General features: G+C 63.8%; 19 protein-coding genes. 17 read left to right on the top strand and 2 right to left on the bottom strand.

All coding sequences use genetic code 11. The features are described from left to right. Positions 1–27: 27 nt before the first annotated feature. A complete protein-coding gene (gndA, locus tag P9228_RS14535) occupies positions 28–1,452 on the top strand; it encodes an NADP-dependent phosphogluconate dehydrogenase (RefSeq protein ID WP_278054010.1) in 1,425 nt (474 codons plus the stop codon). A gap of 117 nt (positions 1,453–1,569) precedes the next feature. On the opposite strand, the gene P9228_RS14530 is transcribed toward gndA, so the two are convergent. Then, positions 1,570–2,613 (bottom strand): LacI family transcriptional regulator, encoded by a 1,044-nt coding sequence (locus P9228_RS14530; RefSeq protein WP_278054009.1) that lies wholly within the window; start codon positions 2,611–2,613, stop codon positions 1,570–1,572. Positions 2,614–2,996: 383 nt separating this feature from the next. On the opposite strand from P9228_RS14530, the gene P9228_RS14525 reads away from it, so the two are divergent. The 8 genes from P9228_RS14525 to P9228_RS14490 all read left to right on the top strand — a co-directional run bounded on the left by P9228_RS14525 (position 2,997) and on the right by P9228_RS14490 (position 10,891). Beyond that, the gene (locus P9228_RS14525; protein WP_067318935.1) at positions 2,997–4,235 is read left to right on the top strand and encodes an ABC transporter substrate-binding protein; all 1,239 of its coding nucleotides are present in this window, start codon (positions 2,997–2,999) and stop codon (positions 4,233–4,235) included. A gap of 85 nt (positions 4,236–4,320) precedes the next feature. Then, positions 4,321–5,214 carry a sugar ABC transporter permease gene (locus P9228_RS14520; protein ID WP_067318934.1) on the top strand — a complete coding sequence of 298 codons (894 nt, stop codon included), beginning with the start codon at positions 4,321–4,323 and terminating at the stop codon, positions 5,212–5,214. After that, positions 5,207–6,151, top strand: coding sequence for a carbohydrate ABC transporter permease (locus P9228_RS14515; RefSeq protein WP_095800588.1), 945 nt, complete (start codon positions 5,207–5,209; stop codon positions 6,149–6,151). Before P9228_RS14520 ends, P9228_RS14515 begins: the two co-directional genes overlap by 8 nt. Next, positions 6,151–7,260, top strand: a complete 1,110-nt coding sequence (locus P9228_RS14510; protein WP_278054085.1) for an ABC transporter ATP-binding protein — start codon at positions 6,151–6,153, stop codon at positions 7,258–7,260. The genes P9228_RS14515 and P9228_RS14510 overlap by 1 nt, the downstream gene beginning before the upstream one ends. A gap of 47 nt (positions 7,261–7,307) precedes the next feature. Continuing rightward, entirely contained in the window at positions 7,308–8,054 is a 747-nt protein-coding gene (locus P9228_RS14505) for a sugar phosphate isomerase/epimerase (protein WP_127323689.1), read from the top strand. Positions 8,055–8,065: 11 nt separating this feature from the next. Continuing rightward, positions 8,066–9,208 (top strand): Gfo/Idh/MocA family oxidoreductase, encoded by a 1,143-nt coding sequence (locus P9228_RS14500; protein ID WP_278054008.1) that lies wholly within the window; start codon positions 8,066–8,068, stop codon positions 9,206–9,208. 107 nt (positions 9,209–9,315) lie between these two features. Further along, on the top strand, positions 9,316–10,362 hold the full coding sequence (gene mgrA, locus P9228_RS14495) for an L-glyceraldehyde 3-phosphate reductase (protein ID WP_278054007.1): 1,047 nt from the start codon (positions 9,316–9,318) through the stop codon (positions 10,360–10,362). Between the two features lie 124 nt (positions 10,363–10,486). Beyond that, complete coding sequence (locus P9228_RS14490; protein WP_059184736.1) at positions 10,487–10,891, top strand: Fur family transcriptional regulator; 405 nt, start codon at positions 10,487–10,489, stop codon at positions 10,889–10,891. A gap of 47 nt (positions 10,892–10,938) precedes the next feature. Here the strand turns inward: P9228_RS14490 and polA are convergent, their stop codons facing one another. Next, positions 10,939–13,902 (bottom strand): DNA polymerase I, encoded by a 2,964-nt coding sequence (gene polA, locus P9228_RS14485; RefSeq protein ID WP_164748248.1) that lies wholly within the window; start codon positions 13,900–13,902, stop codon positions 10,939–10,941. Between the two features lie 435 nt (positions 13,903–14,337). On the opposite strand from polA, the gene P9228_RS14480 reads away from it, so the two are divergent. The 8 genes from P9228_RS14480 to P9228_RS14445 all read left to right on the top strand — a co-directional run bounded on the left by P9228_RS14480 (position 14,338) and on the right by P9228_RS14445 (position 21,888). After that, positions 14,338–15,723: a M20/M25/M40 family metallo-hydrolase gene (locus tag P9228_RS14480; RefSeq protein ID WP_278054006.1), complete on the top strand. Its 1,386-nt coding sequence runs from the start codon at positions 14,338–14,340 to the stop codon at positions 15,721–15,723. Positions 15,724–15,867: 144 nt separating this feature from the next. Continuing rightward, on the top strand, positions 15,868–16,485 hold the full coding sequence (locus P9228_RS14475; protein ID WP_176477633.1) for a ribonuclease D: 618 nt from the start codon (positions 15,868–15,870) through the stop codon (positions 16,483–16,485). Between the two features lie 63 nt (positions 16,486–16,548). Next, complete coding sequence (locus P9228_RS14470) at positions 16,549–16,755, top strand: hypothetical protein (RefSeq protein ID WP_278054004.1); 207 nt, start codon at positions 16,549–16,551, stop codon at positions 16,753–16,755. Positions 16,756–16,812: 57 nt separating this feature from the next. Further along, positions 16,813–16,959, top strand: coding sequence for a hypothetical protein (locus P9228_RS14465; protein WP_082953626.1), 147 nt, complete (start codon positions 16,813–16,815; stop codon positions 16,957–16,959). A gap of 117 nt (positions 16,960–17,076) precedes the next feature. Then, positions 17,077–18,069, top strand: coding sequence for a hypothetical protein (locus tag P9228_RS14460; protein ID WP_278054002.1), 993 nt, complete (start codon positions 17,077–17,079; stop codon positions 18,067–18,069). Positions 18,070–18,246: 177 nt separating this feature from the next. Then, the gene (locus tag P9228_RS14455) at positions 18,247–18,630 is read left to right on the top strand and encodes a hypothetical protein (protein WP_067004095.1); all 384 of its coding nucleotides are present in this window, start codon (positions 18,247–18,249) and stop codon (positions 18,628–18,630) included. Between the two features lie 198 nt (positions 18,631–18,828). After that, a complete protein-coding gene (locus P9228_RS14450) occupies positions 18,829–21,075 on the top strand; it encodes a transglycosylase domain-containing protein (protein ID WP_278054001.1) in 2,247 nt (748 codons plus the stop codon). 63 nt (positions 21,076–21,138) lie between these two features. Further along, complete coding sequence (locus P9228_RS14445) at positions 21,139–21,888, top strand: SDR family oxidoreductase (RefSeq protein WP_067004093.1); 750 nt, start codon at positions 21,139–21,141, stop codon at positions 21,886–21,888. The last annotated feature ends 37 nt before the right edge of the window (positions 21,889–21,925 follow it).

Genomic DNA, 21,925 nt, shown 5'->3' with positions numbered 1-21,925 from the left:
CAAAAGTTCGAAAGCAGGGAAGAAACGATGGAAAAAGCCGAAATCGGCCTGATCGGCCTTGGCACGATGGGCTCCAACCTGGCGCTCAACATCGCCGAGCACGGGCACCGCATCGCCGTCTTCAACCGCACGCCGTCGCGCACCGGCGCCTTCGTCGAAAACGCCGGTCCGCTGAAGGACATGGTTGTGCCCTGCTACAGCCTGGAGGAACTCGCCGCAGCGATCCGGCCGCCTCGGCCGATCATCATCATGGTGCTGGCCGGCAAGCCGGTCGACGAGCAGATATCGGCGCTGCGCGGCGTGCTCTCCGACAACGACATCGTCATCGATGCCGGCAATGCCAATTTCCGCGACACGATGCGGCGCTTCTCCGAGCTGTCGGGCTCAGATCTGACCTTCATCGGCATGGGCGTGTCGGGCGGCGAGGAGGGCGCGCGCCACGGGCCGTCAATCATGGTCGGGGGCACGGAAGACTCCTGGAAGCGCGTCGAAAAAGTGCTGACGGCGATCTCCGCCAAGTTCAAGGACGAGCCTTGCGCCGCCTGGCTCGGCACCGACGGCGCCGGCCATTTCGTCAAGACCATCCACAACGGCATCGAATATGCCGACATGCAGATGATCGGCGAGATCTACGGCATCCTTCGCGACGGCTTAGGCATGGGGCCGAAGGAGATCGGCAAGGTCTTCGACGGCTGGAACCAGGGTCGGCTCAACTCCTACCTCATCGAGATCACCGCCAAGGTTCTCGCAGCCGACGATCCCAAGACCGGCAAGCCGGTGGTCGACATCATCCTCGACCGCGCCGGCCAGAAGGGCACCGGCAAATGGTCGGTCATCGAAGCGCAGCAGCTCGGCATTCCGGCGACGGCCATCGAGGCTGCCGTCGCGGCGCGCGTGCTGTCGTCGATCAAGGACGAACGGCAGGCGGCGGAAAAGGCCTACGGCGATATTGGCGTCGAGAAGATTTCCGGCGACAAGGCGGCGCTGCTGAAGGATCTCGAGCTGGCGCTGTTTGCCGGCAAGATCGCGGCTTACGCGCAAGGTTTTGCTGTGATGAGCGGCGCCTCAAAGGAATTCAACTGGAACCTGCCGATGCCGACCATTGCCAAGATATGGCGTGCCGGCTGCATCATCCGCTCGCAGATGCTGGACACGATGGCGGAGGCCTTCGGCTCAGGCGGCGCCTCGACCAATCTCCTGATTGCGCCGGCCTTCATCGCCATGATGAAGGAGGCGCATCCGTCGCTCAGGCGCATCGTGGCGCGAGCCTCCGAGGCCGGCTCACCGGTGCCGGCGCTGTCCTCGGCGCTCACCTATTTCGACAGCTATCGCCAGGGCCGCGGCACCTCGAACCTGATCCAGGCGCAGCGCGATTTCTTCGGCGCGCACGGTTTCGAGCGCATCGGCGAGCAGGGGGCGTTCCATGGGCCGTGGGGAAGCGGCGCCGCCTAGAGTCAGGTTATGCCAGGGTGCAAAGGCGGCTTCCTGCGCTCCCGGTGCCACTCAAGCACGCTTCCGGTTCTCTGAAGCGGCCAACTCGGCTTGACCTGACTCTCAAGTCGCGCCAGTTCAACCCCGATAGGGCAGAACCTCGCTCGGTTTGCTCAGCGATTGCAGTGAGCCAGGTTCCTTGCCGCCGATCCAGCCGAGCACGGCGCGGGCAAGCTCGGAGCCGGCGAGCCGGAAATTCTCGTTCACGACCAGCAGTTCGCGCCGGAACAAATGCAGCAGCTCCGACGACTGTTTCGACACCACGTCGACATCACGGCCGAGTTTCAGGCCGGCGTCCTCGATGCCTGCAACAACGGCGAGCGTAGCGGCGGCGGCGCTGCTGACGATGCCGTCCGGACGGCTCTCGCGGCGCATGAGCTGCGCGGTTCGCATCCTGATCTGCTCGATCGTGTGGTCGATGGAGACGGTGTTGAACGGCACCTCGCTGGCGCCGACCTCGCTCAGCGCATCGGCAAAACCGTTCAACGTGTGGCCGTAATAGGTGAGGCCGACCGGCGGCGTCACCAGGGCCAGCCGGCGCCGGCCCATGCCGGCGAGATGGCGGACCGCCTCGCCGGCGAAAGCATAGTTGTCGAAGTCGTGATAGGGATGCACCAGCCCCATGTCGGTGCGGCCGTGGGTGGCAAATGGGATGCCGCGTTCCAGCATATAGCGGGCGCGCGGGTCGTTGGGCTGCGTGCGTGAAATGATGACGCCGTCGGCGGAGCCCGTCTCCACCAGATAGCGGACAGGATCCAGCGGGTCCTGCGAGCGCGAATAGGGCGTGACGATCAGGTGATAGGGCGTGTCGGCGATCACCTCGGTGACGCCGTAGATGATGTCCGAGACGAAGCTCATCAGCTCGTGCTCGGTGTTGAGCACCAGGCTGATGACGTTGGTCTTGCCCGTCCTCAGCCTCACGCCGGCGCGGTTCGGGCGATAGCCGATCTGCTTGGCGACGAGCTGCACGCGCCGCCTGGTCTCGGCGCCGATCTCCGGCGCGTCCTTCAGCGCGCGCGAGACGGTGGTGACGCCGAGCCCGGTCATGAAGGCAAGCGTCTTCAGCGTCGGCCGTTCCTTAGCCGACGTGTCGTCGTCCTTCTCGTTTGCTCGTCTGTCCATTCGTCCCGCCCGTCAGGCGCATAGCAGCCGCGAGGCCGGCCGGCAATCGCGCCCGTCGCCTTTGCGCGGCCTTCAGCCCGTGACACGGTGCAATATACTGAAACGTTACAGATTGCCAACGCCCGTGATCAATGGGCAGGTCGCACTCGTTGCGGTCAGCGCCGGAGGGGTGGACTGAAAGCCACTGGTATCATAAACAAATCTCGATTTACCTCTTCTTTTTGTATCGATTGGCCGCACCATGGACTCCCCGACAGGCCTTTGGAGAGGATTTTGTTCGTGCCCCGAAGAAATCTCATGCCGTTTCCATTCGAGGGGTTGCCTATAAGGGCCATTTGCCGTATCGAAAATCTGTAACGTTTCAGATTCTGGGAGGAACCGAAATGCGATACAAATTCCTGACCGCCGCGTTCGCCGCGACGGCCGCGCTGAACTTCGCCGGACCGGCGGCCGCGACCGATCTCGAAGTCACCCATTGGTGGACTTCGGGCGGCGAGGCGGCGGCAGTGGCCGAACTTGCCAAGGCGTTCGACGCGACCGGCAATCACTGGGTCGACGGCGCCATCGCCGGTTCCGGCGGCACGGCGCGGCCGATCATGATCAGCCGCATCACCGGCGGCGATCCGATGGGCGCCACCCAGTTCAACCACGGCCGGCAGGCGGAGGAGCTCGTCCAGGCCGGGCTGATGCGCGACCTCACCGATCTAGCCACCAAGGAAAAGTGGACGGAAATCGTGCGGCCGAAGAGCCTGCTCGACTCGTGCACCATCGGCGGCAAGATCTATTGCGTGCCGGTCAACATCCATTCCTGGCAGTGGCTGTGGCTGTCGAACGAAGCCTTCCAGAAGGCCGGCGTGCCGATGCCGAAGGACTGGAATGAATTCGTTGCGGCTGCGCCGGCGCTGGAAAAAGCCGGCATCATCCCGCTCGCCGTCGGCGGGCAGCCCTGGCAGGCGTCCGGCGCCTTCGACGTGCTGCTTGCCGCCGTCGGCGGCACCGACGCCTTCCTCAAGGTCTACAGGGACAAGGACGCCAAATTCGCAGGCGGTCCCGAAATCGCCAAGGTGTTCAAGGCCGCCGACGACGCCCGTAAGATGGCCAAGAACACCAATGTGCAGGACTGGAACCAGGCGACCAATCTGGTCATCACCGGCAAGGCCGGCGGCCAGATCATGGGCGATTGGGCGCAGGGCGAGTTCCAGGTCGCCGGCAAGACCGCCGGCAAGGACTACACCTGCCTGCCCGGTCTCGGCCTGAACGAGGTCATCGCCACCGGCGGCGACGCGTTCTACTTCCCGCTGCTCAAGGATGCCGACAAGGCCAAGGCTCAGGAAGTTCTGGCCGAGACGCTGCTCGACCCGAAGACCCAGGTCGCCTTCAATCTCAAGAAGGGCTCGCTTCCGGTGCGCGGCGACGTCGACCTCAACACGGCGAACGACTGCATGAAGAAGGGCCTCGCCATCCTCGCGAAAGGCGCGGTGATCCCGTGGACCGACCAGCTCTTGTCGCAGGACAGCCAGAAGCAGAAGGAGGATCTGTTCTCCGAATTCTTCGCCAAGCCCGACATGACGCTCGAAGAGGCGCAGAAGCGCTTCGCCGACATCATCGCGTCGGCAGACTGATCAACGGCGCCCCCGCCAGCTCCCGGCCCCCGCCTATCCGGGGTCGGGGGCGTGATGCCCTCATTGTCCCAGCCCGGCTGCCGAGATGAGCAACAGCGAACGCCCCAACCAGCTTTTACGCAACCTCAACGCCAAGGTCGCATCGATCCCGATGATCCTGACCGCGCTGGTCGTCTTCGTCGGCGGCACGGCCTGGACGGTGCTCTATTCCTTCACCAATTCGAAGCTCTTGCCGCGGCTGAACTTCGTCGGCCTCGACCAATATTACCGGCTATGGGCGACGCCGCGCTGGCTGGTGTCGATCGAGAACCTTTTGATCTACGGCGTGATCTCGCTGGTGTTCTCGCTGGTGATCGGCTTCATCCTCGCGGCATTGCTCGATCAGAAGATCCGCTTCGAGGACACGTTTCGCACGATCTTCCTCTATCCTTTCGCACTTTCTTTTATCGTCACCGGGCTGGTCTGGCAGTGGCTGCTCAATCCCGATTTCGGCATCCAGCGCGTCGTGCGCGACCTCGGCTGGACGAGCTTCAGCTTCGATCCGCTCTACAATTCCAGCATCGTCATCTACGGCATTTCGATCGCGGCGCTCTGGCAAGGCACGGGACTGATCATGTGCCTGATGCTCGCCGGCCTGCGCGGCATCGACGAGGACATCTGGAAGGCCGCACGGGTTGACGGCATACCGATGTGGAAGACCTATGTCTTCATCATCATTCCGATGATGCGGCCGGTCTTTATCACCACCTTGGTGATCATCGCCGCCGGCATCGTCAAGGTCTACGACCTTGTGGTGGCGCAGACCAGCGGCGGTCCGGGCATCGCTTCCGAAGTGCCGGCGAAATACGTCTACGACTACATGTTTTTCGCCCAGAATCTCGGCCAGGGCTTTGCCGCCTCGACCATGATGCTGCTCTCGGTGGTAATCGTCATCGTGCCTTGGGCCTATCTCGAATTCGGAGGCAAAAAGCATGGCTGAAGCTGCTGCCTCCATGTCCGGTGATGCTCTTCGGCGCGAAGCCGTGTCGCGCGATGCATCGGGGCCGAGCGGAACGAAGCCGCGGCACGTGCTCTCGCGTCGCAACATCTTCCTCTACGGCACGCTGATCGTCGTGGCGCTCTATTATCTGCTGCCGCTCTACGTGATGATCGTCACATCGCTGAAGGGCATGCCGGAAATCCGCCTCGGCAACATCTTCTCGCCGCCGCTGGAGATCACCTTCGAGCCTTGGGTCAAGGCGTGGTCGCAGGCCTGCACCGGGCTCAATTGCGACGGGCTGTCGCGCGGCTTCTGGAACTCGGTGCGCATCACCGTGCCGTCGGTGCTGCTGTCGATCGCGATCGCTTCGGTCAACGGCTATGCCTTGGCCAACTGGCGCTTCAAGGGCGCCGACACCTTCTTCATCATCCTGATCGTCGGCGCCTTCATTCCCTATCAGGTGATGATCTACCCGATCGTCATCATCCTGCGCGAGATCGGCATCTACGGCACGCTGACCGGCCTCGTGATCGTGCATTCGATCTTCGGCATGCCGATCCTGACGCTCCTGTTCCGCAACTATTTCACGTCCATGCCGGAGGAACTGTTCCGCGCGGCGCGCGTCGATGGCGCCGGTTTCTGGGGCATCTACCTGCGCATCATGCTGCCGATGTCGCTGCCGATCTTCGTCGTCGCCATCATCCTGCAGGTGACCGGCATCTGGAACGACTTCCTGTTCGGCGTCGTCTACACCCGCCCCGACACCTATCCGATGACGGTGCAGCTCAACAACATCGTCAACTCGGTACAGGGCGTGAAGGAGTACAACGTCAACATGGCCGCGACCATCCTGACCGGCCTTGTGCCGCTCATCGTCTACTTCGTTTCCGGCAAGCTCTTCGTGCGCGGCATCGCCGCCGGCGCGGTGAAAGGATGATGATGGCAGCAGCGATCGCCAATCCTAGCGTTTCGATCCAGGACCTGTCGCTGAATTTCGGCGTCATGTCGGTGCTGAAGACGCTCAATCTCGACGTCGCCGAGGGCGAGTTCATCGTGCTGCTCGGGCCATCCGGCTGCGGCAAGTCGACCTTGCTCAACTGCATCGCCGGCCTGCTCGACATCTCCGAGGGCCGCATCTTCATCAAGGGCAAGAATGTCACCTGGGAGGAGCCGAAGGATCGCGGCATCGGCATGGTGTTCCAGTCCTACGCGCTCTACCCGCAGATGACGGTGGAAAAGAACCTCTCCTTCGGCCTGCGCGTCGCCGGCGTGCCCAAGGACGAGATCGCCAAACGCATCGCGCGCGCGGCGGAGATCCTGCAGATCGAGCCGCTGTTGCAGAGGAAGCCGTCGGCGCTTTCCGGAGGCCAGCGCCAGCGCGTGGCGATCGGGCGGGCACTGGTGCGCGACGTCGACGTCTTCCTGTTCGACGAGCCGCTCTCCAACCTCGACGCCAAGCTGCGGTCGGAATTGCGCGTCGAGATCAAGCTTTTGCACCGCAGGCTGCAGAACACGATGATCTACGTCACCCACGACCAGATCGAGGCGATGACGCTGGCCGACCGTATCGCGGTGATGAAGGGCGGCGTCATCCAGCAGCTCGATGCGCCCCAGACGATCTACAAACGCCCGGTCAACCGCTTCGTCGCCGGCTTCCTCGGCTCGCCGGCGATGAATTTTATCAAGGGACACCTGGAAGCAAGCGACGCGCCGGTGTTCAAGGCCGACGGTGTTTCGGTGCCGCTCGGCCGTTATCAGTTCGACAACGAAAGCGGGCGCGCCGCCAAACCCTGCGTGTTCGGCATCCGACCGGAGCATATCGCTTTTGGCGAAGCGGCGAGGGCCATGCCGTTCACCACCGAGTCCACTGTCGAGATTGTCGATCCGATGGGCTCCGACACGCTGGTATGGACGAAGCTCGGCGGCCAGATCCTCTCCTTCCGCGTCGAAGCCGACAAGACGCTGCGCAGCGGCGATGCGATCCGCATCGGCTTCGATCCGGCGCGCGCCTCGCTGTTCGACGCCGAGACCGACAGCAGGCTCTAACCTCCCACCACAACCTCCCGGAACCATCAAACAGAACGGACAGACAGATGAACTGGTCATTCCAACTTTACAGTGCCCGCAACTTCCAGCCATGGGACGGCGTGCTGAAAATGCTCGGCGAACTGGGCTACAAAGAAGTCGAAGGTTTCGGCGGCGTCTATGACGATCCCAAGGCTTTCCGCGCCGAGCTCGACAAGAACGGGCTCGCCATGCCGACCGGGCATTTCTCGATCGATGCGCTCGAGAAGGATTTCGACGGCGTGCGCAGGATTGCCGATGCGCTCGGCATCTCGCTGCTCATCTGCCCCTACCTGATGCCCGATGCGCGGCCGGGCGACGCCGCCGGCTGGCGCGGCTTCGGCGAGCGGCTTGCCAAGGTGGGCGACACCGCGAAGAAGGCCGGCTACGGCTTTGCCTGGCACAACCATGATTTCGAGTTCAAGCCGCTCGTCGACGGCTCGCTGCCGCAGGAGCACATCCTGTCCGCCGCGCCCGACATCGGCTGGGAGATGGACGTCGCCTGGGTGGTGCGCGGCGGCGCCGATCCGCTGCCCTGGATCGAAAAGCACGGCAAGCGCATCAGTGCCGTCCACGTCAAGGATATGGCGAAGCCGGGGGAGGGGCTGGACGAGGACGGCTGGTCGGATGTCGGCCACGGCACCATCGACTGGGCCGGCCTGATCAAGACGTTGCGCGCGAAAAGCGCGACGAAGTACTTCGTCATGGAGCAGGACAACCCCAACGACATCGAGCGCTTCGCCCGTCGCTCGATCCAATCCGTCAAGAATTACTAGGACATACCATCATGGCAAACAAACTTGGCGTAGGCGTCGTCGGCTGCGGCAACATCTCGAAGGCGTATTTCTCGCTGGCGCCGCTCTTCCGCGGCATCGAGATGCGCGCCTGCGCGGACATCAACATGGACGCGGCGAAGATGCGGGCGAAGGAGTTCAAGCTTCGCGCCGAAACGGTCAACGACCTTCTCAAAGATGACGACATCGATATCGTCGTTAATCTCACCATTCCGGCCGTGCACTATGACGTGTCGAAGGCGGTGCTCGACGCCGACAAGCACGTCTATTCGGAAAAGCCCTTCGTGCTGTCGGTCAAGGAAGGGCTGGATCTGAAGAAGCGTGCGGAGAAGAAGGGACTGCGCATCGGCTCGGCGCCCGACACGTTCTTCGGCGGCGCGCATCAGCTGGCGCGCGATCTGATCGACAGCGGCAAGCTTGGTAAGATCACCAGCGGCACCTGCCATGTGATGGGCCATGGCATGGAACACTGGCATCCCAATCCCGACTTCTTCTTCCAGCCGGGCGCCGGTCCGGTGCTCGACATCGGCCCGTATTATGTCACCAACCTGATCCAGCTGATCGGGCCGGTGAAGCAGGTCGCGGCTTTCGCGACGACGCCGGCCAAGGAGCGCACCATCAGCTCCAAACCGCGCGCGGGCGAAAAAATCCCGGTCAACACGCCGACCACCATCCACGCGCTGCTGGAATTCGCGAATGGCGCGGTGGTGACACTCAACACCTCGTGGGACGTGTGGAGCCACGGCCATGCGCCGATGGAGCTCTACGGCGAGGCGGGCACCGTCTTTGTGCCGGACCCGAATTTCTTCGGCGGCGAAGTCCGCTTCACCGATGCGACCAAGCCGGTGAAGAAGCTTCCCAAGTGGGATCATCCGTTCGGCGTGCCCAATGAGATGCACAGCCAAGGCATGATGGCCAACTACCGCACGGCAGGTCTTGCCGACATGGCGATCGCGATCGGCGAAGGGCGGCCGCACCGCTGCTCGATGGAGCTTGCGCTGCATGCCGTCGATGTCATGACCGGCGTCCTGCGCTCCGGCGAAAGCGGCAAGTTCGTCGCCATGCAAACGACCTGCGAGCGGCCGGCGGCGCTCGGCATCAAGGAAGCGAAGGCGCTGCTGGCGAAGAAAAAGTAGGTGGCAACCCCTCTCCCGGTTTCCGCGGGGAGAGGGTAAAGGTGCGGGGCGAGCATCGATTCAAGTCACCTAGCGGCGATCCCGGCCGCCTCTCCCAAGGATTCCCTATGCCCTATATCGCCGCCGAGAATCGCTACGAGAAGATGGTCTACAACCGCTGCGGACGGTCCGGCCTCAAGCTGCCGGCCATCTCGCTCGGGCTGTGGCACAATTTCGGCAATGACACGCCGCACAAGACCAAGCAGGCGATCGTGCGCAGAGCCTTCGACCTCGGCATCACGCATTTCGATCTCGCTAACAATTACGGCCCGCCGCCCGGCTCGGCCGAGACCGCCTTTGGCGAGATCCTGCGCACCGATTTCGCCGCCTATCGTGACGAGCTGATCATCTCGACCAAGGCCGGCTACGAGATGTGGGCCGGCCCCTACGGCGAATGGGGCAGCCGCAAATATGTGCTGGCGAGCCTCGACCAGAGCCTCACGCGGATGGGGCTCGATTACGTCGATATCTTCTATTCCCACCGTTTCGATCCCGAGACGCCGCTGGAAGAAACGATGAGCGCGCTCGACCAAGCGGTGCGCTCGGGCAAGGCGCTCTATGCCGGCATCTCCTCCTACAATTCGCAGCGCACCCGCGAGGCGGCCGACATCCTGCGGCGGCTCGGCACGCCCTGCCTGATCCACCAGCCGAGCTATTCCATGCTCAACCGCTGGGTCGAGGAAGACGGGCTGCTCGATACGCTGGAAGGGCTCGGCATCGGCTCGATCGTGTTCTCGCCGCTGGCGCAGGGCATGCTGACCGATAAATATCTCGGCGGCATCCCGGAAGGCAGCCGCGCATCCCAGGGCAAGTCGCTGCGTCCGGCCTTCATCAACGATAAGTCGGTCACCAACATCAAGGCATTGAATGCCATCGCCGGCCGGCGCGGCCAGACGCTGGCGCAGATGGCGCTGGCCTGGGTGCTGCGCAAGGGACGCGTGACGACGGCGCTGATCGGCGCCAGCCGGCCGGAACAGGTCGAGGATTGCGTCGGCGCTCTCAAGGCGCTCGACTTCAGCGACGCCGAGCTTGCCGAGATCGACACCTATGCGCGCGAGGCCGACATCAATCTTTGGGCGGCATCCGCCGAGCGCAAGGGACCGCCGCGCAAGTAGCCCGCGCCGGGCCGCCAGCTGCGGAAACAGTGGCAAAGATGCGCGTTCGTCGCTATCTCATGGACCAAAGGCGGTTCGCGTGCGCAGTCGGCACGCGAAACGACGCGACGACCGGACGGACAAGATGACGGCAAGGGATGCGCTGACCAAGAACCAGCTGTGCGTGCTTGAGAAGCTCGAAGCCGCGAGCGGGCCGCTGAGCGCTTATATGCTGCTCGACCAACTGCGCGAGCGCGGGTTCCGGGCGCCGCTGCAGGTCTACCGCGCGCTGGACACGCTGGTGAAGTCGGGCTTCGTGCACCGGCTCGAAAGCTTGAACTCCTTCGTCGCCTGCGCCGAGCCGCACGACCACAGTCATTCGATGACCGCATTCGCCATCTGCGACAGCTGCGGCCAGGTAACCGAAATGTCCGACCATGATGTCGACCACCGGCTGGACGAATGGGTGCGCTCGACCGGCTTCGCCGCCAAGAAGGCGGTGATCGAGTTTCGCGGGGTTTGCGCGAAGTGTAGAGCTGAGGCGGCTTAGCCCCTCGAGTCGTCATCCTCGGGTCAAGCCCGAGGATGACGAAGGTATCAGTGCGCCTCGTCCCAGTTGTCGGCGGCCCGCGCATCGACATGCAGCGGCACCGACATCGAGACCGCCGGCATCGGCGCGTTCTCCATCACGCGGCGCACCACGGGAATTGTCGCTTCGACTTCCGCTTCCACCGTCTCGAAGATCAGCTCGTCATGCACCTGCAAGAGCATGCGGGCCGACAGCTTCGCCTTCTCCAGCGCCTCTTCCATGTGCACCATGGCGCGGCGGATGATGTCGGCCGCAGTGCCCTGGAGCCTCGCATTGATCGACGCGCGCTCGTTGAAGGCGCGAACCGACGGGTTGGAGGACCTTATCTCCGGATAGTGGATGCGGCGGCCGAAGATGGTTTCGACGAAGCCGTATTCGCGCGCATAGGCCTTGGTTTCCTCGATATAGTCGCGGATGCCCGGGAAGCGCTCGAAATAGCGCTTGATGTAGGCGCTCGCCTCCTCGCGCGGGATCGACAGCTGGTTCGCCAGACCGAAGGCCGAGATGCCGTAGATGATGCCGAAATTGATCGCCTTGGCACGCCGCCGCACTTCCGAAGGCATGCCTTCTACCGGCACGTTGAACATTTCGGACGCGGTGATGGCGTGGATGTCGGCGCCGTCCGCAAAAGCCTGCTTGAGCTGCGGGATTTCGGCGACATGGGCCAGCACGCGCAATTCAATCTGGCTGTAGTCGGCCGAGACCAGCTTGTGCCCCTTTTCGGCGATGAAGGCGGTCCTGATCTTGCGGCCTTCGGCGGTGCGCACCGGGATGTTCTGCAGGTTGGGATCGGACGATGATAGCCGACCGGTCGTCGTCGCGGCCAGCGCATAGGAAGTGTGGACGCGGTTCGTCCCGGGATTGATGAAGCCGGGCAAGGCGTCGGTATAGGTCGATTTCAGCTTGGTGAGCTGCCGCCAGTCGACGATCTTGCGCGGCAGCTCGTGGCCTTCGGCCGCGAGATCTTCCAGCAGCTGCGCCGAGGTCGACCACTGGCCGGTCTTGGTCTTGGAGCCGCCCGGCAGGCCCATCTTGCCGAACAATATATCGCCGAGCTGCTTCGGCGAGCCGATGTTGATGCGCTCGCCGACGATGCCATAGATCTCTTCTTCGGCGCGGGCGGCGCCTTGCGCCAGCTCACCCGACAGTCTGGAGAGAATCTGGCGATCGACCGAAATGCCGCGCTGCTCCATGCGGGCGAGCACGGGCACAAGCGGCCGCTCCAGCCTTTCATAGACGGAGACGAGACCCTTGGCGGCGAGCCGCGGCTTCAGCAATTGCCACAGCCGCAGCGCCAGATCGGCCTGCTCGCCGGCATAGGCGGTCGCCCGCTCGATGTCGACCTGGTCGAAGCCGACCGCGCCCTTGCCCGAGCCGGCAAGCTCCTTCTTCGTGCCTGGCGCATGGCCGAGCCACTTCTCCGACAGCGAGGCGAGGTCATGCCCGCCGGATGTGCCGGCGTCGAGCACGTAGGAGATCAGCATCGTGTCGTCGAACGGGCCGACCTCGATACCATGCCGGCTCATCACGACGATGTCGTATTTCATGTCCTGGACGATCTTGAGGACCGACCGGTCCTCGAGCAGGGGCTTGAGCAGAGCCAGCGCGTCGCGGACCGGGACCTGGTCCGCCAGCATGCCGCCGCCAAGCAGGTCGCCATTGCCGCTCGTGTGGGCGAGCGGCACGTAGGCGGCGCGGCCCGGCGCGATCGCCATGGACAGGCCGATCAAGTCGGCCTGCATCGGATCGGACGAAGAGGTCTCGGCGTCGAAGGCAAGGATGCCGGCTTCCCTCGCTTCGGCGATCCAGGCCTTCAGCGCGGCCGTATCGCGAATGGCGACATAGGCCGCGGGATCGATCTTGCGCGCCGTCGCCTGCTCCAGCCGCAGCGCGGAGAGCAGGGAAGGCGTATCGCCCTGCGGTGGGGCATCCTCGGGCCTGACCGGTGCTGCAGGCTTCGCGGCGCCGTTCGGCGTCGCCGCCGGTCTTGAGGCAGTCGGCGTGCCGGCGCCGACATCGGGACCATGTGCGGTGTCGGCGCGCTCGATGGTGACACTGGAAGCCTGGACGTCGCCGATCTCGGTTGCAGTCGCTTCCGCGACGCGGCGTGTCAGCGTGGTGAACTCCATCGTCTTCAGGAAGCCGATCAGCTTCGGCCCGTCCGGGGCATGCAGCACAAGGTCGTCCAGCCCCTCCTTGAGCGGCACGTCGTTCTTCAACGTCACCAGCTCGCGCGAGATGCGCGCCTTGTCGGCATTGGCGATGATCGATTCGCGCCGCTTTTCCTGCTTGATCTCGCCGGCGCGCGCCAGCAGGCCGTCAAGGTCTCCGAACTGCTCCAGAAGTTGCGCCGCGGTCTTCGGGCCGATGCCGGGCACGCCGGGCACGTTGTCGACGGAGTCGCCGGTCAGCGCCTGCAGGTCGATCATCTTTTCCGGTGGCACGCCCCATTTCTCGATTACCTCGGGAATGCCGATCTGGCGATCCTTCATCGGGTCGTACATGCCGACCGTCGGGCCGACCAATTGCATCAGGTCCTTGTCGGAGGAGATGATGGTGGTGTCGGCGCCGACCTCGCAGGCTAGGCGGCAATAGGTGGCGATGATGTCGTCAGCCTCGAAGCCTTCCATCTCGATGCAGGGCAGGTTGAAGGCCACGGTCGCCTGGCGGATCAGGCCGAATTGCGGGATCAGGTCTTCCGGCGGCGCCGAGCGGTTGGCCTTGTATTCGGGATAAAGATCGCTGCGGAAGGTCTTCGCCGAATAGTCGAAGATGACGGCAAAATGGGTCGGCACGATGCCCACGTTCGTGTTGCGGGCGTCCTGCATCAGCTTCCATACCATGTTGCAGAAGCCGAGCACGGCGCTGGTGGGCAGGCCGTCGGATTTGCGGTTGAGCGGCGGCAGCGCGTGGTAGGCGCGGAAAATGTAGCCGGAGCCGTCGACAAGAAAGAGATGATCGCCTTTTTTCATGCCGGCAGGGATAGCGCGGCCAAGCTTCGCGGTCCATGCCAAAGGCCGCGCAAACGGCCGGTTCCGGCAACACCCCTGACAGACAGGTCTCGGACAAAATTCAGCCGCTCACGGGCATGTTACAAAAGTGTAATCTTCGTGCCCTTGAATCGCCATTTTCACAGACCCAAATAGCTGTCATCGGCAATTTTCGCCGAAGTCCGGAGTAAGGCCCGTCCCCCGCCTATCCCGGGCAACTGCGGCAGCCTATCCCCCCTCTCCGGGCTGCCGCAACGTTTCGAGTAAAGACCGCCGTGGTTCCCCCTCCACCACGGCGGTTCTTTTTTGTCTCCCAGCCCGCGTGTTACCGACGCCGGACCGCGTGGTCCAACGATCGCGGCTTTGCGTTTTCTGCTCGCCCCTTTAGGGTCGGGCCAGAATCGAAAGGCTGAAGAAATGTCCAGACTCTCCCCCGTCCTTGACCGTCTCGACCAGAACCTCGATCAGAGCCTGGAGCGGCTTTTCGGCTTGCTTGGTATCAAGTCGATCTCCACCGACCCGGCCTTTGCCGCCGATTGCCGCAAGGGCGCCGAATGGCTGGCGGCCGAGCTCAAGCTGATCGGCTTCGACGCCAGCGTGCGCGACACGCCCGGCCACCCGATGGTGGTGGCGCATCACGAAGGACCGGCCGGCGCGCCGCATGTGCTGTTCTACGGCCACTACGACGTGCAGCCGGTCGATCCGATCGAGCTGTGGGAAACGGATCCATTCGCGCCGTCGATCAAGGAGGTCCAGCCCGGACGCAAGGTGATCGCCGGGCGCGGCTCGGCGGACGACAAGGGTCAGCTGATGACCTTCGTCGAGGCCTGCCGCGCCTGGAGGCAGGTGCACGGCAATCTGCCCTGCCGCGTCACGATCCTGTTCGAGGGCGAGGAAGAGTCCGGCTCGCCGTCGCTCAAGCCTTTCCTCGAGGCCAACGCCGCCGAGCTGAAAGCGGATTTCGCGCTGGTCTGCGACACCAGCATGTGGAACCGTGAGACGCCGTCGATCTGCGTGTCGTTACGCGGCATGGTCGGCGAGGAAGTCACCGTCAAGGCAGCCAGCCGCGACCTGCATTCAGGCCTCTATGGCGGCCCGGCCGCCAATCCGATCCGGATCCTGACCAAAATTCTCGCCGACATCCATGATCAAGACGGCCGTGTCATCATCCCGGGCTTCTATGACGGCGTCGAGGAGACGCCCTCGCAGGTGCTGAAATCCTGGGAGGGGCTCGGCGAGACCGCCGAGACCTTCCTCGGACCGGTCGGGCTTTCCATTCCCGCCGGCGAAAAGGGCCGCTCCGTGCTCGAACTCACCTGGGCGCGGCCGACGGCCGAGTTCAACGGCATCATCGGCGGCTATACCGGCAAGGGCTTCAAGACGGTGATCGCGGCGGAAGCATCGGCGAAAGTGTCGTTCCGGCTCGTCCACAAGCAGGATCCGAAAAAAATCCGCGCCGCCTTCCAGGCTTTCGTGCGCGATCGGATTCCCGGCGACTGCTCCGTCGAATTCCATCCGCATGGCGGCTCGCCGGCGATCCAGCTTTCCTACGACTCGCCGTTCCTGGCCAAGGCCAAGGATGCGCTCTCCGACGAATGGGAAAAGCAGGCCGTCACCACCGGCGGCGGCGGCTCCATCCCCGTAGTCGGCGATTTTAAGACCTATCTCGGCATGGAATCGCTGCTGGTCGGCTTCGGCCTCGATGACGACCGCATCCATTCGCCCAACGAGAAGTACGAGCTCACCTCCTTCCACAAGGGGCAGCGTTCCTGGGCGCGCATTCTCGATGCTCTGACACGCTGAGGTGAACCCGCGGCGGACCGCGAAAATCAACTTTCTGTTGATTTTTTTCCGGATCGCGGCAAGGACGGGCGTGATAGCGCAATGCGCGGCGCCTTCGCGTCCAAAAACGGGTGCGCCGCTGGCCGCGATCCGGAGAAGAGAATGATCGACATCCGTTTCCACAAGAACGATCTGCCGGACCTTTCCCGCTACAATGTCGGTGCGGTCGCGATCGACACGGAAACGCTGGGCTTGAACCCGCATCGTGACCGGCTCTGCGTGGTTCAGATCTCGCCCGGCGACGGCAGCGCCGACGTCATCCAGATCGCGCCGGGCCAGAAGGAGGCGCCCAACCTTGTCAGCCTTCTCAGGAACGACGCCGTGGTGAAGCTGTTTCACTATGGCCGTTTCGACATTGCCGTCCTTTATCACGCTTTCGGCGTCATGGCCGAACCGGTTTTCTGCACAAAGATCGCCTCGCGGCTGACCCGTACCTACACCGACCGCCACGGGCTGAAGGATATATGCAACGAACTGCTCGGTATCGGCCTCTCCAAGGCGCAGCAATCGTCGGACTGGGCGGCGGAAACACTGTCGCCCGAGCAGCTCGAATATGCCGCCTCCGACGTGCTTTACCTGCACCGGCTGCGCGAGGTGCTGGCCGCGCGGCTTGCGCGCGAGGGTCGCACTAAGGAGGCCGAAGCCTGCTTCCGCTTCCTGCCGACGCGCGCCAAGCTCGATCTGATGGGCTGGGCGGAAGAGGATATCTTCGCGCATAGCTGACGACCCGGCGCGTCGAGCGACGTTCCTGCCGGTCCATTGTCGGCGTGAGATGGGAGGGAATGAATGGCAGAGCGCAAACCGATAGCGAGCGCGCCGAAGGACGGCTCGAAGGTAACGATCCTGTGGAACGACGAGCACGGCGTGGTCAACGAATCCGTCGGGCAATATCGCGACGGCGGCTGGTGGGTCTACACCGACAGCAACACCCAGAAAAAAGTCGAGCCGACCAGTTGGCGGCCTGCATCGGCCGACGATGACAGCGACCAGTGAGCGATCGCCGCAGGGCCTCGAAGCAGGCGCGAGACTCGGCTGCAAGAAGGGGGCGAGATGAGACAGAATATGCTCTACCTCATCATCGGCGCGTTGGCCGTCGTGGTCATCGCGCTTGGCATCTACATCTACCGCGAGCAGACCAGGCCGAAGGGCGTGGAGCTCAAGATCGACGACAAGGGCATTTCGATCCAGCAGAATTGATCTCACCACGTCCGCATCTCGCGAACTTGACCGGTCGGCTCCTGATAGCACCTATTGCATTCGGGTCCGCTCGCTGGGGCGGTGGTGTTTTTTGATATGATTCCCCGGATCGATTTCGTGGCCACCGGTGCCGTGAACGATGCGCTCGCCGCGATCGGGCGGACCGAGGACCTGCGCTTTTCGCCCGACAACCGCTTGCTTGCCGTCGCCGGATATGGACGCAGGCGATGCCTGATGCTGCGCATCGACATAGAGCCGACGGCCGGTGCAGCGAGGATCGTTATCCGCGATTTCGTGGAGCTCAGATCGGAAAGCATGGGCGAGGTGCATGGCCTCGATTTCATCGACAACAGGACTTTTGTGGTCGCCAATCGCGATGGGCTGCTTGCGGTCTTCGCCCTGCCGCAAGGCGATCCGGCCGGACAAGGGCACGAAATCTCGCCACTTCGCGTGATCAAAGGCAGCCGATTTTGCAGATTGAGAACGCCCGGCTCAGTCGCCGTCAGGCGTGAGTCGCATGGCCGGCTCAGCCTGCTGGTCTGTAACAACTACACGCATCGGGTGACCCGCCATGTGGTTCACCGGCGATGGGGATACCGCGCCCTGTGGAATCAGGTTCTCCTGGAGCAGGGCCTCGACATCCCGGACGGCATCGCGCTCAGCCATAACGGGCGGTGGGTCGCCGTCAGCAGCCACGGCACCAACGACGTGAAGATCTACGACATGTCGGCGCCGCTTGGCCCTGAAACCCGACCCGCCGGTGTCCTGGAAAATGCCAACTACCCGCATGGCCTGCGCTTCACGCAGGACGGCAGCCACATTCTTGTTGCCGACGCCGGCAGCCCGATGGTTCACGTCTATGCAAGCGACGAAGGCTGGAAGGGGCGCCGCACGCCGTCGCGTTCGGTCGCCGTGCTCGACGACGAAAGCTTTCTGCGCGGCAGGGCCAGCGTCGAGGAGGGTGGGCCGAAGGGCCTGGACATAGACAAGTCGAACAGCGTCGTGGCGGTGACTTGTCAGGAACAGCCGCTGGCTTTCTACGGCCTGTCGTCGATCGTCGGTCGAAAGGCGGCGGAGCCCGAGTTCCGCGTTCTTGGACGTCCAGGATAAGCCTGTGATTTCGGCTCCATATTCTGGCGACGGCATGAAGAATGACGGGGGCCGCGCGCAGCTCCATCAAATCCTGCCGGCGTGGGCGGCAAACGGATGACGTCCGCGCGGTTCGGCGATATCATGCCGCGTATAGGGAGTTTTGGGGCCGACCAACCTAGCCTCTAGGAGGTTGCCATGAAGCACCAAACACTGGACCAGCTGCACGCCGTTGCCGAGGTCCGCACCGCCAAACCCGTCATGAGCCGAACCCAGCGCCTCGCACGTTGGGCGGAGCTTCTCGAACGTGAGCCAAACCGGCTCCTGACCGCGCTGATCGGCACTGAATATCGTGCCCCGCGGGAACGCAATGTCATGCGGGGCGCCGGCTCGCCCATATCCGTCGCCCTGGAAGACCCCGTTCTGCACGACGAGGGTTTGAAGAACGACACCTACGGCGAAGCAAAACGCTTCTTCGAGCTGACCGACTATCAGCTGCACGAGATCGTCTGCTACTGCCATGTCGGCGATGTCATGCGGGCATCGAGAGCTGCGCTCTCGGTCCGTGCCGTGCTCGACTAGTCCGAGCCGACTCGCCCGCCTATGCAAACGCTGGAGCGCGGCCGGAATCCCACGCCGATCGCGCTCCGTCAGGTGGCCGCTTACCAAACATTTGATTTTCAATCACTTCGATTTTTCCCCACTTAACGCGCCTTTAAACCGCCGCATCTACTCTGCAACCCGAGCGCCATCGGCATCGGGGACAGCAAGCACAGCGCAATGGCGAACCGCAGAGACAGTCGCATCGAACCGAGCTTCGAGGGCTCGCCGCGGGCGAAATCCTCCGACGGCTTTTCGGTCAGCGAGGAGGATCGCGTCGTGCCGGCAAATCGCAAATCCGCAGCGAAACGCAAATCCGCCAAGGCGAAATCGCGCGGCCGGGGGCGCGATCGCAGCCAGCGCGGGCTGTTTTCCGTCTTCGGCCGCCTGCTCTACTGGTGCTTCGTTTTCTGCATCTGGGGCGGCATCGCGGTGGCCGGCGTCGTCGTCTACTACGGCGCCAAGATGCCGGCGGCGACCACATGGTCGATCCCCGACCGCGCGCCCAACATCAAGATCGTCTCGGTCGACGGGCAACTCATCGCAAATCGCGGCATGAGCGGCGGCGAGGCCGTCGGCCTCAATGAAATGTCGCCCTATATTCCCGAGGCTGTCGTCGCCATCGAGGACCGGCGGTTCTATTCGCATTTCGGCATCGACCCGATCGGGCTGACGCGCGCCATGGTCACCAACGTCCTTGGCGGTCATTTCTCGCAGGGCGGCTCGACGCTGACGCAGCAGCTGGCCAAGAACCTGTTCCTGACGCCGGATCGCACGCTGGAGCGCAAGGTGCAGGAAGTGCTGCTGGCGCTGTGGCTGGAGCACAAGCACAGCAAGGACCAGATCCTCGAAATGTATCTCAACCGGGTCTATTTCGGGTCCGGCGCCTATGGCGTGGAGGCCGCCTCGCGGCGGTACTTCGGCAAGAGCGCGCGCGATGTCACGCTTTCCGAGGCAGCGCTTCTGGCCGGTTTGCTCAAGGCGCCGTCGCGGCTTTCGCCGGCGCGCGATCCCAAGGCGGCGGAAGAACGCGCACAGCTCGTGCTCGCCGCCATGCGCGAGGAAGGCAAGATCGGCGACAAGGAATACAAAACGGCGCTGAGCGCGCCGGCGACGCGCTCGCCCTCCTACTGGACCGGCTCGGAGAATTATGTCGCCGACACGGTCATGGAGGAACTTCCCGACCTGATCGGCGACGTGCGCGGCGACATCGTCATCGACACCACCGTGGATCTGACGCTGCAGAAGCTCGCCGAGCAGTCGATCCGCCGGCTGATCGACGAGAGCGGCAGAAAGCTCAACGTCACCCAGGGCGCGTTGGTGTCGATCGATGATTCCGGCGCCGTTCGCGCCATGGTCGGCGGTTACGACTATTCGACCAGCCAGTTCGATCGCGCCTCGGAAGCGCGGCGCCAGCCAGGATCGGCCTTCAAGCCTTTCGTCTACATGGCGGCGCTGGAAGCAGGCCGCACACCGGACAGCGTGCGCAACGACGCCCCGATCAGAATAGGCAAATGGACGCCGGAGAACTATGGCGGCAAATATTATGGCAAGGTGACGCTGGCCACCGCACTGGCGAAGTCGCTGAACTCGGTGGCGGCGCAACTCACCATGGAGGTCGGCCCCGACGCCGTGGTTGAGGCCGCGCACCGCATGGGCATCCAATCCGACCTGCAGTCGAACACCTCGATCGCGCTCGGCACCTCGGAAGTGACGCCGCTGGAACTGACCGCCGCCTATGTGCCTTTCGCCAATGGCGGCTACAAGCCGGATATCCATTTCATCCAGCGCGTCACCACGGCTAGCGGCAAGGTGCTCTACGAAAACAATGGCGGCAGCGCGCCGCGCGTCCTCAAGGCCGACATCGTCGGCATGATGAACTCGATGATGACGGGCACGGTCGAAGTCGGCACCGCCAAGAAGGCGGCCTTCAACTGGCCCTCAGCCGGCAAGACCGGCACCAGCCAGAATTCACGCGACGCCTGGTTCGTCGGCTATACCGCCAACCTCACGACGGGTGTGTGGTTCGGCAATGACGACGGCAGCCCGATGAAGAAGGTGACCGGCGGCGCCTTGCCGGCGCAGGCCTGGCACGAATTCATGGTCGCCGCGCATGAAGGCTTGCCGGTCAGGCCGTTGCCCGGCACCTGGAAATCGACGCCGCCCGATACGGTTGTGCCGGACGAGATACCCTCGGCGGACAACTCGCAGCCGGCGCCGCCCGCGCCCGTCGGCCAGTCGAGCCCTGTCGCCCAGGCGCCCGCACGGCAGGCGCGTCCAGCCCAGACGGTCGATGCCGATGGCTTCGATATGCCGAGCGACGGCGGTACCACCGCCTCGGTCGGGCATCCGGTGCCGCCCGGCGATGTCGGCGGCCCGAAGAAAAGGCGGCAGACGTCGATTCTCGACATCCTCAGCGGCGGTTGAGCGGCAACTCGCCTCTCGCAATGGCTGGCGCCTTCGGCTACATGTCCGGCCGGAGATCAAGCCATGGCCGAAATCGACAGCAGAAAAACCATCGTGCTCACCGGCGCCAGCCGCGGCATCGGCCATGCGACGGTGAAACGCTTTTCACGCGAGGGCTGGCGCGTCATCACCTGCTCGCGACAGGCCTTTGCCGAGGACTGCCCATGGCCGGCCGGTCCCGAGGACCACATCAAGGTCGACCTTGCCGACCAGGAGGATGTCGGCATTGCCGTCTCGGAAATCCGCCACCGGCTGGAGGCGCATGGCGGGCAGTTGCACGCGCTGGTCAACAATGCCGGCATCTCGCCGAAGCTCAAGGACGGCGGCCGGATGAACTCGATCGAGACGCCGATGCATGTCTGGCGCGACGTGTTCCAGGTCAATTTCTTCGCGCCGATCATGCTGGCGAGAGGGCTGTTCAAGGAACTCGCCGCCGCCAAGGGCTCAATCGTCAACGTCACCTCGATCGCCGGCACGCGCGTGCATCCATTTGCCGGCACGGCCTATGCGACGTCGAAGGCGGCGCTGGGTTCTCTGACGCGCGAGATGGCGCATGACTTCGGGCCGCACGGCATCCGCGTCAATGCGATCGCGCCGGGCGAGATCGACACGGCGATCCTGTCGCCCGGCACCGACAAGATCGTCGAGACGATCCCGCTGAGAAGGCTGGGCGCCACGTCGGAAGTGGCCGACATCATCTTTTTCCTGTGTTCGGGCCAGGCGTCCTACGTGACCGGCTCGGAAATCCACATCAATGGCGGCCAGCACGTGTGACTTCCATCTCAGCGACATCGCTTCCGTTATTCGTTTC

Source organism: Mesorhizobium sp. WSM4898 (assembly GCF_029625845.1).
Classification (GTDB): domain Bacteria; phylum Pseudomonadota; class Alphaproteobacteria; order Rhizobiales; family Rhizobiaceae; genus Mesorhizobium.
This window is presented reverse-complemented; position numbering and strand designations above follow the sequence as displayed.

What these genes read in the sequence shown, in the direction of transcription:
- polA (WP_164748248.1), bottom strand. Translation starts at nt 13,902, where the DNA reads ATGAAAAAAGGCGATCATCTCTTTCTTGTCGACGGCTCCGGCTACATT.
- P9228_RS14465 (WP_082953626.1), top strand. Translation starts at nt 16,813, where the DNA reads ATGAGACAGAATATGCTCTACCTCATCATCGGCGCGTTGGCCGTCGTG.
- P9228_RS14450 (WP_278054001.1), top strand. Translation starts at nt 18,829, where the DNA reads ATGGCGAACCGCAGAGACAGTCGCATCGAACCGAGCTTCGAGGGCTCG.
- P9228_RS14505 (WP_127323689.1), top strand. Translation starts at nt 7,308, where the DNA reads ATGAACTGGTCATTCCAACTTTACAGTGCCCGCAACTTCCAGCCATGG.
- P9228_RS14515 (WP_095800588.1), top strand. Translation starts at nt 5,207, where the DNA reads ATGGCTGAAGCTGCTGCCTCCATGTCCGGTGATGCTCTTCGGCGCGAA.
- P9228_RS14480 (WP_278054006.1), top strand. Translation starts at nt 14,338, where the DNA reads ATGTCCAGACTCTCCCCCGTCCTTGACCGTCTCGACCAGAACCTCGAT.
- P9228_RS14520 (WP_067318934.1), top strand. Translation starts at nt 4,321, where the DNA reads ATGAGCAACAGCGAACGCCCCAACCAGCTTTTACGCAACCTCAACGCC.
- P9228_RS14525 (WP_067318935.1), top strand. Translation starts at nt 2,997, where the DNA reads ATGCGATACAAATTCCTGACCGCCGCGTTCGCCGCGACGGCCGCGCTG.
- mgrA (WP_278054007.1), top strand. Translation starts at nt 9,316, where the DNA reads ATGCCCTATATCGCCGCCGAGAATCGCTACGAGAAGATGGTCTACAAC.
- P9228_RS14445 (WP_067004093.1), top strand. Translation starts at nt 21,139, where the DNA reads ATGGCCGAAATCGACAGCAGAAAAACCATCGTGCTCACCGGCGCCAGC.
- P9228_RS14500 (WP_278054008.1), top strand. Translation starts at nt 8,066, where the DNA reads ATGGCAAACAAACTTGGCGTAGGCGTCGTCGGCTGCGGCAACATCTCG.
- P9228_RS14455 (WP_067004095.1), top strand. Translation starts at nt 18,247, where the DNA reads ATGAAGCACCAAACACTGGACCAGCTGCACGCCGTTGCCGAGGTCCGC.
- P9228_RS14470 (WP_278054004.1), top strand. Translation starts at nt 16,549, where the DNA reads ATGGCAGAGCGCAAACCGATAGCGAGCGCGCCGAAGGACGGCTCGAAG.
- P9228_RS14510 (WP_278054085.1), top strand. Translation starts at nt 6,151, where the DNA reads ATGATGGCAGCAGCGATCGCCAATCCTAGCGTTTCGATCCAGGACCTG.
- P9228_RS14530 (WP_278054009.1), bottom strand. Translation starts at nt 2,613, where the DNA reads ATGGACAGACGAGCAAACGAGAAGGACGACGACACGTCGGCTAAGGAA.
- P9228_RS14490 (WP_059184736.1), top strand. Translation starts at nt 10,487, where the DNA reads ATGACGGCAAGGGATGCGCTGACCAAGAACCAGCTGTGCGTGCTTGAG.
- gndA (WP_278054010.1), top strand. Translation starts at nt 28, where the DNA reads ATGGAAAAAGCCGAAATCGGCCTGATCGGCCTTGGCACGATGGGCTCC.